The following is a 14,342-nucleotide window of genomic DNA, read 5'->3' as shown; positions in this document are numbered from 1 at the left end:
CCTTAATTAAGTTTTAAATATTTGCCGTCTTCCTGAATACGGTAAACCGCATCTGAAAACGGACTTTCAACAGTAATGGACCAGCCGTACGTGTGGTTTTCTAAAACCGGAGTTATGGTTTTATTCTCTAACTGAAATGCTTCTACTTCTAACGCATCAAGCGAAGTAGCCCACATTTTATTTTCAGAGAAATATGCTTTTTGAGCACGATAAAATTCATACAATTTCCAGCGGATCTGCTCATCTTGCGGAATCGTAAACGCAACTTCTTCCGAAACCGGCTTGGTAGAAAAATACACATACCCCCAATGCTCCGGTTCGTGCATATTGATCACGCCTTGTGGCGACCAAACCCAGTTATATTCCGGTAGAAATTTCCCGGAAGCATCTTTTTTACGGCTGTAAGTGCTTCCATCTAAATCGTGATCCCAGTTGACTCTCGAGAAGTTTATGCGCCAGAAGTTATCTGCCGGCACGTCGTTACTACCGCTCGCTTCCTTCAATACTTCCCAAGGCATCGCGATCTCAACACTCCAGCTTTTATCTGTATCTGTGGGGTCGTTTAAAGTACCGTTAATAGAAACTGCAGTTTGCAAGCCTTGAATATCCCAACTATCAACCACAGGAGCCGACTCGCGGTAAGGTTTTACTAAAAGTAAATCCCAAACCGTGTTGAGCGCATTCATCTCAAACTCATAATAGTTGTGCGTATCGCCATCAGGATCTATAAAAATCTCAAAGTCATTATTGTAAAAAATCACGGTGTCGCGCTGCTTTAAGGTCGCCCAAATATGAGGTTCTTTAAGCTCAGCATAGAAATACAGATTTTTATCATCCCACAACATTTTTACCCGTGTATCGTATTTGGGGATCTTAACACCTTCGATGTCGATAAAGGATTCTGAAAATGGGGCTGCTTCCCAAACTTTTTCCTGTGCTTTTCCGTCAATTGTTAACGGTGCATCAATGTGATGTGCAACGTAAGAACGAGGTTTCACTTGGGCGAAACTTCCGTAGCTAATCAAAAGCAAGAATATAGAAAGGGCAGTTTTAATCATTTTTACAAGCTGTTATTTTTAACGAAATCAATGATCTCGCTGAGTTTTCCAAAAGCCACCGAAGTTACGGTATCTGCCGCTCCATAATACAAGGCCACCTTATCTTCTTCTACCGAATGTAAGGTCGCACACGGGAACAACACATTAGGCACATCGCCTACCAACTCGTACGGTGCAGCCGGTGCCAGCAAATATGGCTGACTGCGGTACAATACTTTATCTGGGCTATCCTTATCTAAGAGCGCTGCTCCCACCGAATATCTAAATCCGTTGCAGGTGTTGATCACACCGTGATAGAACAGCAACCAGCCTTCATCGGTTAAGATAGGCACAGGTCCCGCACCAATTTTTGTACACTGCCAAGCGCTATCTGTAAAAGGCGCAACTTTCATCACACAACGGTGCTCGCCCCAGTATTTCATATCAGGGCTGTAGCTGATGTAAATGTCACCAAATGGCGTATGCCCATTATCACTAGGGCGGCTCAACATCGCGTATTTACCATCTATTTTCTGCGGAAGCAACACACCGTTTCTATTAAAAGGAAGAAAGGCATTTTCGCACTGAAAGAACTCTTTAAAGTCAAAAGTGTACCCAATACCAATAGTTGGTCCGTGGTAACCGTTGCACCACGTGATCCAATAGCGGTCTTCAATAAAACAAACACGTGGGTCGTATTTATAATCAGAATCGATCATTTCAGTATTTCCGGCGCCAAATTCGATAGGATCGTGATTGATCTCCCAGTTGATTCCATCTTTACTGAAGCCGGCAAAAATATTCATTTGCACCGCTTTGTTATCGCATCTAAAAACTCCGGCGTAGCCATCTTCAAAAGGCACAACAGCCGAATTGAAAATACTGTTAGAACTAGGGATTGCATACCTGTCTATAATAGGATTTACATCATAACGCCACATTACATCAGTGCTGTTTGCCGGTCTGTCTTGCCAAGGAATTTGCGTTGTACTCATATATTGTATTCTATATTTTTACCCGTTACGGGTGTTTTGTATTGATTTTAATTGTTCAGTTTTTTGACTTTATCCAGCCAAGTAAATTTTAAAATAAGGGTAGTCACTCCAAAAACCAGCAGACTGATTGCAGTTTTCTCATAGTCGCGTACCACCAGATAAATAGGCAGTAAGATCATACTAGATTGCCAAACGATCCCCACGATACAGTTGAACATATCCAGACCAAAATCTGTATTCTTGCCCACTTGTTCTTCTTCGGTTAACTGCTCGCGTACCGGTTTCCACCAGCCCCAAGGATGTACAGATGTGTAGAAACTTTTTAATGTTTTTAATGCCGTAGGCGGAGTTAAATAAGTACCTAAGAACGAACCTAAAAGTGAAAATCCTAGAATTATGGGGAATAGATAAATCGCAGGAATATGCGAATACCAAAATAGAAAGCTTCCTTCAGCATAGGTTGATGCGCCTTGATCTATCATAAACTGAAGCGTAGCGATCACCAGACCGCTTAACATTCCCCAGAAATAACCCCAGCCGTTAAAACGCCACCAAATCCATTTTAGGAAATTAGCCGCAACGTAACCACCATACAGCGAACTTGTAATCCACAACGTGATCGAGTTGATCGATTCTGCAAAGAAGCCCATAATTACTCCTAAAGTTACTACAGCGAAAGACGCGATATGACTTGCTTTTACATAGTGTTTATCAGTCGCTTCGGGTTTAAAATATTTCTTATAAATATCATTAACGATGTAGGCAGGACCCGCGTTTACAAAAGCCGAAAAAGTTGACATAAAGGCTGCTAACAAGCCGGCAAGCAACAAGCCTTTAATTCCCACAGGCACGTGATTATTGATGACCTGCGGAAGAATAACTTCAAGATCATTGCTGGTTACGCCGCCTGCATTGGCAAGTTCAGGAGCGATGTAAACCAAGCCTAAAAGTACAATCGCAGCGATCATTAAATACCGTGGGATAAACAATACCAGATTGGTAAACCCGCTCATATAGGCTGCATCTTTTGCAGTGCGCGTTGATAAGATACGCTGCATATCATAGCTAGGCGTTGGCCCGGCGATACTTGCAAAAAAGCCTTTAAATAGACTCATTCCCACAAAAGCACCAAACATCTTATAACCTTGTGTATCAATAAGTCGGTTGAATTCTTCAAAATCGCCAGACCAAAATCCGGTGAGTTGACTACCAAAAGTAACTTTGGTCCACTCTGCCGGGATCAATGCAGTTATTTCAGCATCGGTAAAGGAGAAAAAAGTGTATCCGGCAACCAAAATTCCTGCGAGAACCATAATACCAAACTGCAATACTTCGGTAGAAACTACAGAGAACATTCCACCTTTAATTGTATAAATCGTTGTGAGCAAGATCAGGATCAGCGCATAGACTTGTTCTGCATTCAACAGCGTGAGATCACCAATAACGAGGCTTACATCCCAAGGTAAGATTACGGTCATAAATTTACCGGCACCTTCAAAAAAATAGGCTATAAATCCTACTGAAGCCACCACGGCAAAAATCGCCACGATCAAGTGTGAAGCGCGGCCGGCTTTATCGTCGCCAAAACGAGAAAGAATCCATTCTGAACCGGTCATCACATTAGATCTGCGAATCCAAACCGCCAAGAACATCATCACAAAGACTTGGTTAAAAATGGGCCACATCCACATAAACATGAAGCTTTTCACGCCATACAAAAATAGGATTCCCACCATCCAAGCCGTACCCGAAACATCAAACATTCCTGAGCCGTTACTCAAGCCCAGATAATACCATTTGATGCTTTTTCCGCCCAAGAAATAAGAATCGAGTCCCTTTGAAGCTTTTTTAGCCACGTAAACTCCAATCCCAATGGTGAGCAGCAGGTAAACCGCGATTATGATTACATCAATACTCTCCATATTATTCTGCGTCTGCTGTCACACCCCAAGATTTGTTAGGTGTTGCTCCCATTACTAATTTGAGTTCACCACCAGCGGTGATCTGCTCGTGTGTAATGCTGGTTTGATTAAATTCTTCGCCATTCAATGTAGCCGACTGGATATAGCAATTTTCTTCGGAAACGCCTTCGGCTGTAATAGTGAAGGTTTTTCCTGACGGAAGATTAATGGTTGATTTTGCATAAACCGGACTACCTATTTCATAAGCCGCACTTGCAGGATTGAATGGATATAACCCCATAGAACTCCACACATACCAAGCTGACATTTGACCGGCATCTTCATTACCACTTAAGCCATTTGGCGTGGTATTGTATTGCGTTTTAAGAATATGATTTACCCAATATTGCGTTCTCCAGGGCTTACCTGCACGATTGAATAAATACGCGATATGGTGACTTGGCTCGTTACCGTGTGCATATTGACCAATTAATCCCGAAATATCTGCAGAAGTAAAATCTCCCGTAATCTCAGAACTTTCGGTAAAAAGCTGCTCAAGCATTCCGGTAAAGGGCTCAGCGCCGGTGTGTAGTTTTATAAAATTATCAGTATCGTGCAGCACAAACCAGCTATGTTGCCACGCGTTACCTTCGGTATAATCTGTGTTTTCACGGTGTCTTGAAAACTTAGGATCAAACGGCTCGTGCCACTGTCCTGTAGAAGATTTTCCGCGCATAAAGCCGGTTTCAGGATCGTATAGCTTTTCGTACGACTTAGAACGCTCGTTGAAGTACTGATAATCTTCTTCGTGACCTAGAGCTTTGGCCATTTGTGCAACGCACCAGTCGTTGTACGCGTATTCTAAATTAAAAGTGACGCTTTCGTCTATTTTATCAAAAGGAATATAACCGTATTCTTTTAAGAATTCGAGTCCGCGCTCATCACGCATTTGGGTGTTTTTCATCGCCTCATAAGCCTTTTCCGCATCAAAACCTTTGATCCCTTTAAAGTACGCATCAGCAATAACGGGGATCGCGTGATTACCCGTCATCGTGTTGGTTTCGTTTCCGTAGAGCGTCCAGACCGGTAAACTTTTATGCACCTCATAATAGGTAAGCATGGAGTTTATGATATCACTGGTTTTTTCTGGCTCTAAAAGACTTAATAATGGATTTTCAGCACGGAAGGTATCCCAAAGCGATAAGGTAGAATATGCGGTAAAATCTGCGTCGATGATACTGTCATTTTCCTGACGAAATTGCCCATTAACATCGCTAAACGTTACCGGAGCGATCTGCGTATGATATAAGGCCGAATAAAAAATCGTCTTTAAAGAATCGGTTGGAGTTTCAACAACAATATGCTCAAGTTGCTTTTCCCAGATCTTTTTAGCTTCGGTTTTTGCAGTTTCAAAATCAACATCGGCAGCTTCAGCAAAATTCTCTTTGGCGTTGGCTACACTTACAGAAGAAACCGAAACCTTAACGGTAACATCGCGGCTTCCATCTATATTGAAGAAAAACTGTGCTGCGGTAGTTTTTCCGCTTACACTATCTGCGTCAACCACTTTTTTATCTGCAACTAAAATATGTCGCGCAATAGGTTTTGAGAATTGGGCTACATAAAACACTTTTTGATTTTTTGCCCAACCCGTACTGTGGCGGTAACCGCTAATCGTAGTTTCATTTTCAATCGTGATCGCGGTTTCTGTTGGTGCGTCCCAATTGATCGCAAAACCAAGATCTAACACTACCGAAGCTTCACCGGCACCTTCGTAATTGTATTTTTGAAAACCGGTGCGTTTAGTAGCAGTAAGCCCTACTTTAATCTGCGGATCTTCAAGGTAAACCGAATAATAACCCGGTTCTGCACTCTCACGCTTGTGTGAATAGGTCGAGGCATACGGGCGGTCTGCCGGCTTCTCATAACTTCCTGAAAGATCAACCTCTTTGTTAGTAGGCATAAACAAGATGTCAGCAAGATCCCCAATTCCGGTTCCGCTTAAATGCAAGTTGCTAAACCCGGAAACAATGGAATCAGAATAGTGATAACCGGAACACCAATCCCAACCATTAGTACCGTTATCAGGACTCACCTGCACCATCCCAAAAGGTACGGTAGCACCGGGATACGTGTGCCCGTGGCCGCCGGTACCGATGAACGGATCTACCTGCGCGGTTAGATTCAAGTCCGTTTGAGGTTCGGTTTGTGGTTCTGCATCATTCTTACACGAAGCAAGGGTTAAAATTGCGATTAAGAAAAAGGATTTCTTTAACATTTGAATACGTTTTTTAGCCTGCAAAGGGTTAATCTGTTAAGATTTTTAATAAATATGTGATATATTATCCCCGTTTCTGACTTTTATTAGACTAACGACAGTTCTCAAAAGCTAAACAGCTTAAAAACCAACTTTTGACTTATGCCCCTACGCAATTCTTTCAAAAATAACTTCTTGCTTAATGCAACTACAGGTTATAAAATTAACCTGACGCATCACGTGATTTTTTGGTTGGTCTATTTCCTGTTTAATTTTTTGCGCTGGGGAAGTTATTACAATGATTATTTCTACTCGTTTAAAGCGAATCTTCTAGGCTTTCCCATTCACATAAGCCTCACGTATTTCACGATCTATGTACTCATCCCGATGTTTATCTACAAACGTAAATATGTGCTTTTTACACTGAGCCTTATCAGTGCTATTTTTATAATGGTGATCATAAAATACGAACTTACTTACTTCTTGATCAGCAATAACGTATGGCCCGAAGGTCCCGAAGAAACTACCAGTCTGGGTGTTAATTATGTGGTAGTGATGATGCTGGGAGAACTGTATGTGATTTCCTTTGGTGCCGCCATTAAGATCACTATTGATTGGCTTCGCGAAAGACAACTTGCAGCAAGTTTAGCCAAATCAAATCTGGAGACCGAACTGCGCTTTTTGCGCTCGCAGATCTCCCCACATTTTTTCTTCAATACTTTAAATAACATCTATTCTTTAAGTCTTGAAAAGTCTGAAAACACTCCCGAAACCATCTTGAAACTTTCTGACTTGATGCGGTATTTACTGTATGAGACCAAAGAAAAAAGACAGCCTCTGGTCAAAGAGATCAAATTCATTCAAAATTATCTCGACTTGGAACGCATTAGATACAACAAAAAACTGGATCTAAAGTTTGAGGTTACAGGCAATCCTAAAGGCAAAAAAATCGCTCCCATGCTGCTCATTCATTTTATTGAAAACGGCTTTAAGCACGGTGCGAGTAAAAATATTGGCAAGGTAAAGATCACGATCGATCTCACGATAGAAGGTTCTTTTCTATATTTTAGAATGAGTAATACCCTGCCTCAAAAAGAGTTGCAAAACAAAATACCAAATGCCGGCGGAATCGGTATCGAAAATGTTGAAAAACGCCTTAAATTGGGCTACGGCGCTCAAGATTACGCGCTGAAGATTTACGAAGAAGACGGTGAATATAAAGTATATTTAAAATTAAGATTATTATGAGTTTAAGATGTGTGATCATAGACGATGAACCCCTAGCCATCAATGTGATTAAAAATCATATTGCACAACTTAAAGGTCTGGAAATTATTAAAACATTTGACAATGCGATTGAGAGCCTAGACTTCTTACGCACCACTGAGATCGATCTGCTGTTTCTGGATATCAATATGCCGGTACTTGACGGATTAAGCTTTTTAAAAAGTTTAGACAACAAGCCTATGGTAATCCTAACCACGGCGCACGAGGAGTACGCCGTTGAAGGTTTTGAGCTTGAAGTGCTTGACTATCTCGTAAAACCCATCTCTTTGCCTCGCTTTTTAAAGGCTACTAATAAGGCGATCGCAAAAACTCAGGAGGCTCCTAAAAGCACCACAGAAAACGAATCGATCTTTGTGAAGGTTGACAAGAAGAAGATGAAAAAAGTATACCTTGATGACATTCTTCTAGTAGAAAGCCTCAAGGATTATATCAAAATAATTACTCTTAATGGCAACTACGTGGTCCATCAAACATTGGGAAGTTTTACTGACGAATTACCTAGCGCTCAGTTTGTGCGTATTCACCGCTCCTACACCGCCAATATCAATAAAGTTGATGCCGTTGAAGGCAACAGTGTTGAGATTGCAAACAAGCGTTATACCATAGGTCGTAATTATTTAGAAGACGCAAAAAATGCCATACTTCGCAATCAGTCTGGCAATTAAATTGTTAAAGTTTTAAAGCTAAAGCAAAGAACTCAAAGGTTTTAGGATGTTAAAATAGTTAACATTCTGCCAAGGGTTATTTCGCTATTTTTGGTTTTAAACTTTAACCGTATGAACAACCTTAATAAACTATACCTAATTCTAGTCTGCACATTTTCAGCGCTTGGCGTGCAGGCACAAGATCAAGTTTCATTACAAATCATAAAAGAGCGCGACTCGTTACTGCTTAACCTCAACAAGCAATTAGAAGATAATGCGATTAAACTGAAATCGCTTCAAGGCGAGTTTTCTGACCTCAATCCTAACCGCACCAGCCAACGTCTGGGAAGTCTAGACAGCATCATTTCTAAACAGGAAAACCGAATTACCCTACTTGAGAATTCAAGAAAAATTCAGCTAAAACTGAATGGTCAATTGGCCTTTACCGAATTGATGAGCATTCATCGCGATATAAAACCCAGCAACCTGTTGCTGTCTTCTCAGGAATTTTTCAGCAAAATTGCGGCGATCAATAACCCAATGAATTATCCGGCCTATGAAGCATGGTTTAAAGAATATCAAGAATGGTATGAGCGTAAAAAAGGCAAAGACAATTGGCTAGATCTGATCAACAAAAGTATTACCGTACTCAACGAACCGGCAAGTAATGTACCGCTTTACGGTTCTCTTTTTCAGACGTTTTCTACAGGAATCACTTCAGCAATGGAAATTGTGGGCGGAACGGGCAGAGACTTACGTGATAAAACTCCAGAAATGCTCAACGTACTCAACACGGCAAGTCAATTCAGTCAGCAACAAAGCATTATAGACAACGAGTGGAAAAGCATCAACGAAGAGCTTAATAAACTTGAAAATGAATACAACCGCTTACTTGAAGAACAGGCAAAATACTACGGCCTAGATATGAGCGCAGTAGCTCAGTATCAAAACGCGACTCTAGACAGCGAGCGTGAAACGCTCAAAAATAAATTCAGAAAATCTATCAATAACAAAATCTCTGAATGGGAAAAGCAAGGCAATAAAGACTGGCTAACCGAAGTAGAGCGTTTTATGGTAAAAACGCAATCGCTGCGTCAACGCTTTGGCCAACTAACCCTGCGTATGAAAAGCAATATTGGAAAATACCAAGAGCTGATCACGCATTTTTCTAAAAACGACAGTTTTGCCGAAGAGTTCAGAACCAAACTAAGAGATCTGGAGAGCAGTATTGATCAGGTAGATTCTAACTTTAATGCGGTATTTAATCCTTCAAAATACATCGAAGATTCTGCGGTAATGTATATCACACAATAAACAATCTGGCTATGAAAAAACTGCAGAAAGAAGACATTAAACAAGAAGTTTTTGATCTTTATGATGCTTATGCGCACAATAAATTAGAGCGAAGAGAATTTGTTGAACGGCTTTCTATGTTTGCCGTAGGAAGCATCACGGTGCCTGCTTTACTGAGTTTTTTGATGCCTGATTATGAAACCACCAGACGCATCGCTGCTGACGATCCTAATCTGGATTCTAAATTCATTACTTACAATTCACCAAAAGGCGGCGGAGAAATCAAAGCCCTGCTTTCGAAACCTAAAAACACTACTGAAAAATTAGGCGGAATTGTAGTTGTGCACGAAAACCGAGGTCTAAATCCGTATATCGAAGATACCGCCCGCATTGCCGCACTTGAGGGATTTATAACCATCGCACCTGATGCGTTGAGTCCGCTTGGCGGCTATCCCGGCAATGATGATGACGGTCGTGCAATGCAGCGCAAAAGAGACAGCAAAGAGATGCTTGAAGATTTTATTGCGGCTTATGAATACCTGAAGAATCACAAGGATTGCAACGGAAACGTTGGTGTGGTAGGTTTTTGTTTTGGCGGTTCTATCTCTAATATGATGGCGGTAAAAGTACCTACTTTAAAAGCTTCGGTGCCCTTTTACGGCGGTCAACCTACAGAAGATATTGATCAGATTCAAGCGCCTCTTTTGCTACAGTATGCCGGGCTAGACGAACGTATTAACGCCGGTTGGCCAGACTATGAAGCCAAACTGAAAGAGCACAATAAAGAATATGGGATGTTCTTATATCCCAATGTAAATCACGGTTTTCATAACAACACCACACCACGTTACGACAAAGAAGCCGCTGAACTGGCCTGGGAACGTACAATAGCTTTTTTTAAAGAGCATTTGTCTTAGAAGACCAAAATCAGAAATTGCTTATTTCTCATATTTTAAACGATTTCGTTTCCATTTATTAGCCAAAAAGCGCTATTAGTCGAATTAGTTCTCAGGTTTTAAGATGCTTTATAATATTTACAGCATCCTAATCAACCATCCCATGAGACGTAACTTTCTGTATTTTACCTGTTTTCTATGCCTTTGTTTGAGTATTCAAGTTTTAAGTGCTCAAAAGCGCTATGAATTGAACGCAGATTGGTTTTGCAATCCTATCAGCGATACCAAAGAAAACGGCACCACACTCTCCCAACCTAATTTTAAGCTAAAAAGATGGATGCCTGCGACCGTACCGGGAACAGTGCTAACCACGTTGCTTAACAACGAGAAAGTTCCTGATCCGTTCTACGCAATGAACAACAACAAGATCCAGGATATTTATGATACCGGACGGGAATATTACACCTACTGGTTCACTAAAGATTTTGAGGAAACCGCAGCTCCGGGCGAACAAGTCTGGTTAAAATTCAGAGGAATCAACTACAGCGCTGATGTATATTTAAATGGTAAGAAAGTAAATCAAACGCCCTTTAAAGGAATGTATCTGCGTAGGGAATTTAATATCACTTCCCTTCTCAATAAAAATGGAAAAAACAGACTTGCCGTTTTGGTTCATCCGGCAGATGAAGTGGGAAATCCTAATGGAGGTCAAGGTGGTGATGGAACAATCGCTAAAGGTGTAGCGCTGCAATACACCGCCGGCTGGGACTGGATTCAACCGGTACGGGATCGCAACACCGGGATTTGGGATAAAGTGTTTATTGAAAAAACAAAATCGGTAAACCTTAAGAATCCACATATTGTGACTTTGGTTCCCGGAAAACGCTTGCCGGGCGAAACGCAAGAACCTGCTACACTACAAGTTTCAGCCGAATTGCAAAACACGCAAAACACACCGGTAAGCGGGACATTACAATACCAACTCAACGGTAAAACTATTAAGACACCGGTAACGCTTTCCGCGAAAGAAACTAAAGAAATCGCACTTCCTGATTTCAGTTTAGAAAACCCAAAACTGTGGTGGCCCAGTGGTTATGGGGCTCAAAACTTGTACGACTTGAATCTTGAATTTGTAGTCGCAGACCAAGTTTCTGATAGCGAACAAGTACAATTTGGGGTACGTGAAATACAAACGAGCTGGAATGGGCATACCCGAAGTAAAGAGATCGCCGTCAACGGACAAAAAATCTTTATTAAAGGAGGTAACTGGATCATTTCAGATGCGATGCTTCGGTTTTCTGAAGAACGTTATGATGCTGAGATTCGTTTCCATAGAGATATGAACTTAAACCTGATCAGAATTTGGGGTGGAGCTTTGCCGGAGCGTCCTGAATTTTATGAGGCTTGCGACAAATACGGCTTGCTGGTGATTCAGGATTTCTGGATGTCTGGCGACTGCAACGGGCGCTGGGTTGACCCGATGAAAAAAGAAGATCAGTGGACACGCAGACAATATCCTGACGATCACAATTTGTTTATCGAGTCGGCTGCAGATGCTATCAAAATGCTCCGCAATTACGCTTCATTGGCGATCTGGTGTGGCGGTAATGAGATCACTCCGCCAGCCGATATTTTAAGCGCGCTTAAAGATTCAATCTTGCCAAAATACGACAATACCCGTTGGTTTATAGACTACTCAAATTCTGATGAAATGTCGTACAATTTTAAAGGCGGAAACGGCGATGGACCCTACGGCATTCAAAACATCAACACCTTCTGGGGTGAGCGCACGTGGCCTTTTAATTCTGAAGTAGGCTCGGTAGGAACCGGTGACGCGGTCTCTTTAAAACGCTTTTTACCGGAAGATCATCAAGTGATTCCGCAGGAATTAGAAGGTACCGAAAAAGTGGAAGACGAAGTATGGAGCTACCATAAATACATAGATTATGGCGACGCTATGGAACCGTACGGAAGTCCGAAAGATATGGAGGATTTTGCCACAAAAGCACAACTGGTAAATTACAACCAATACCGCGGTTTAATGGAAGGCTTTTCTTCTCATATGTGGGATTGGTACACCGGTGTGATCATCTGGAAAACCCAAAACCCGTGGACTGCCTTACGCGGTCAGATGTATGATTATTATCTGGATCCTAACGCCTGTTTGTACGGTTTGCGCAGCGGCAGCGAACCTGTGCACGCGATGTATGATCCTGTTGAGCAAAACATAATGATCGTCAACAACTCGTTTGTACAACAGCACGATCTTATGCTGCGCTTAACTGCCTATGATATGGAAGGCAACAGCAAAATGATCACGCAAGTTTTTAATTATATTGAGCCTTCAAGCGTGCGTCAAATTATGTCAATAGCGCGTCATATTGAAGAACTTGGCGCTGAAGAGGGCATGTTTTTATCGGTTCAGTTGCTTAATGTAGATCAGGAATTGGTTAGCGATAATTTTTACTGGCTGCCTGATGCTAGCGGAACTTATTCCGGATTACAGCATATGGACAAAACGCAACTTTCAGCTAAAGCAAAGAAAATTTCAGCTACCGAAATTGAATTGACGCTTACCGCTGCTGAAGAATTTCCGGTGGCATTTTTCAACAGAATTTCGTTGATCGATGCTAATACCGGCGAGCGCTTATTACCCACATTTTTTAGTGACAACTATGTATCTGTAACTCCTGGCGGTGAAAAGAAAATCACGTTAAGCTATGATCGGCTAAAAAATACCGACGCAAAAATTGAGATCGAAGGATGGAATGTACCAAAACAAACTCTCGACCTCAACTAAGATAAACACCACACTAAGGTTTAAAAAGTCGGCAGCAACGCCGGCTTTTTTTTGTTGGCATCAAACTTTAACCTCAATTTAAAACAGAACAACTGCGGGCTGCATAACTTTAAATACAAAAGAAAACTTATGAAATTTAATTATGTAGGCGATACCGGTCTTATGGTATCTGAGCTGTGTTTTGGTACGATGACCTTTGGCGGAGTAGATGCCGGAACGTGGAGCCAGATCGCCTCAGTACCTCAGAAGGAAGTGAATCAGATGCTTAAAGCGGTTTTTGACGCCGGAATCAATTTTATTGACACGGCTAATGTGTATTCCTTTGGGCAATCAGAACAATTATTAGGACAAGGATTAAAAGATCTAGGAATAAATCGCGATGAAGTTGTTATTGCAACTAAAGTTTTGGGACCTATGAGTGAAAGTCCCAATGACGTAGGTCTTTCTCGTTATCATATTTTCAATTCGGTTGATGCGAGTTTAAAGCGTTTACAGCTGAATCATATTGATATTTTATATGTACACGGTGTAGATGCTAAAGTGCCTGTAGAACAAATTTTACAATCGCTGAACGATATCGTAGCCACCGGAAAAGTGCGTTATATCGCCATTTGCAACTGGCCCGCGTGGATGGTGGCTAAAGCACAAGCCATCGCAGCGCATAAAGGCTGGCAAAAATTCATCGGACTGCAATACTATTACTCGGCAGTCTCTAGAGATATTGAGACCGAATTGGTCCCGATGGCCAAAGATCATAATCTGGCTATTTTTCCTTGGAGTCCATTAGCGGGCGGTTTCCTTACGGGAAAATATTCTCGAGAAGGCAGCAGTGAAAAAGGATCCCGAAGAGCCGATTTTGACTTTCCGCCTATTGATAAAGACAAAGCGTTTAACTTAGTTGATGTGATGCAAGAACTCGCAGCTGCGCAACAGGTTTCAATAGCAGAAATTGCCTTGGCTTGGGTGCGTCATCAAAAAGGAGTGACCAGCACGATTATTGGTGCAAAAACTATTGACCAACTTCAATCAAACATCAAGTCTACCAAAATCAATTTAAGCAAAGAAGATCTAGAAAAAATAGATGCGGTGAGTCCAAAACCGAAACTTTATCCCGGTTGGATGGTGCAACGCCAATCTAGGTACAGACAGTAAGCTTTTATAAACAAAAAAACCTCTGATTTTCATCAGAGGTTTTTCCTTTGTACAGGCGGAGAGACTCGAACTCTCACACC

At 41.6% G+C, this 14,342-nt stretch carries 10 protein-coding genes; 6 read left to right on the top strand and 4 right to left on the bottom strand.

All coding sequences use genetic code 11. The features are described from left to right. Positions 1 to 2 precede the first annotated feature (2 nt). From LDL79_RS10025 to LDL79_RS10010, 4 genes are read right to left on the bottom strand one after another with little or no spacing between them, the layout of a single operon-like run. The gene (locus tag LDL79_RS10025; protein ID WP_225597608.1) at positions 3 to 1,058 is read right to left on the bottom strand and encodes a carbohydrate-binding family 9-like protein; all 1,056 of its coding nucleotides are present in this window, start codon (positions 1,056 to 1,058) and stop codon (positions 3 to 5) included. 2 nt (positions 1,059 to 1,060) lie between these two features. Then, positions 1,061 to 2,032, bottom strand: a complete 972-nt coding sequence (locus LDL79_RS10020) for a glycoside hydrolase family 130 protein (protein ID WP_225597607.1) — start codon at positions 2,030 to 2,032, stop codon at positions 1,061 to 1,063. Positions 2,033 to 2,079: 47 nt separating this feature from the next. Further along, the gene (locus LDL79_RS10015) at positions 2,080 to 3,954 is read right to left on the bottom strand and encodes a sodium:solute symporter family protein (RefSeq protein ID WP_225597606.1); all 1,875 of its coding nucleotides are present in this window, start codon (positions 3,952 to 3,954) and stop codon (positions 2,080 to 2,082) included. Position 3,955: 1 nt separating this feature from the next. Next, positions 3,956 to 6,211, bottom strand: coding sequence for a GH92 family glycosyl hydrolase (locus LDL79_RS10010; protein WP_225597605.1), 2,256 nt, complete (start codon positions 6,209 to 6,211; stop codon positions 3,956 to 3,958). Positions 6,212 to 6,352: 141 nt separating this feature from the next. On the opposite strand from LDL79_RS10010, the gene LDL79_RS10005 reads away from it, so the two are divergent. The 6 genes from LDL79_RS10005 (at position 6,353) to LDL79_RS09980 (ending at position 14,262) form a co-directional block, all read left to right on the top strand. Continuing rightward, positions 6,353 to 7,438, top strand: a complete 1,086-nt coding sequence (locus LDL79_RS10005; protein ID WP_225597604.1) for a sensor histidine kinase — start codon at positions 6,353 to 6,355, stop codon at positions 7,436 to 7,438. After that, positions 7,435 to 8,142 carry a LytR/AlgR family response regulator transcription factor gene (locus tag LDL79_RS10000; protein WP_167596076.1) on the top strand — a complete coding sequence of 236 codons (708 nt, stop codon included), beginning with the start codon at positions 7,435 to 7,437 and terminating at the stop codon, positions 8,140 to 8,142. The genes LDL79_RS10005 and LDL79_RS10000 overlap by 4 nt, the downstream gene beginning before the upstream one ends. Before the next feature lie 111 nt (positions 8,143 to 8,253). Continuing rightward, the gene (locus tag LDL79_RS09995; protein ID WP_072981712.1) at positions 8,254 to 9,435 is read left to right on the top strand and encodes a hypothetical protein; all 1,182 of its coding nucleotides are present in this window, start codon (positions 8,254 to 8,256) and stop codon (positions 9,433 to 9,435) included. An 11-nt stretch (positions 9,436 to 9,446) separates the two neighbouring features. Further along, entirely contained in the window at positions 9,447 to 10,331 is an 885-nt protein-coding gene (locus LDL79_RS09990; RefSeq protein ID WP_225597603.1) for a dienelactone hydrolase family protein, read from the top strand. Positions 10,332 to 10,473: 142 nt separating this feature from the next. Then, positions 10,474 to 13,110, top strand: coding sequence for a glycoside hydrolase family 2 protein (locus tag LDL79_RS09985; protein WP_225597602.1), 2,637 nt, complete (start codon positions 10,474 to 10,476; stop codon positions 13,108 to 13,110). Positions 13,111 to 13,239: 129 nt separating this feature from the next. Beyond that, positions 13,240 to 14,262: an aldo/keto reductase gene (locus LDL79_RS09980; protein ID WP_225597601.1), complete on the top strand. Its 1,023-nt coding sequence runs from the start codon at positions 13,240 to 13,242 to the stop codon at positions 14,260 to 14,262. Positions 14,263 to 14,342 lie beyond the last annotated feature (80 nt).

The organism is Leeuwenhoekiella palythoae (assembly GCF_020310025.1).
In the GTDB taxonomy this organism is placed as follows: Bacteria; Bacteroidota; Bacteroidia; order Flavobacteriales; family Flavobacteriaceae; genus Leeuwenhoekiella; species Leeuwenhoekiella palythoae.
Note: the sequence above shows the minus strand (reverse complement) of the source record. Positions and strands in the feature narration are given on the sequence as shown.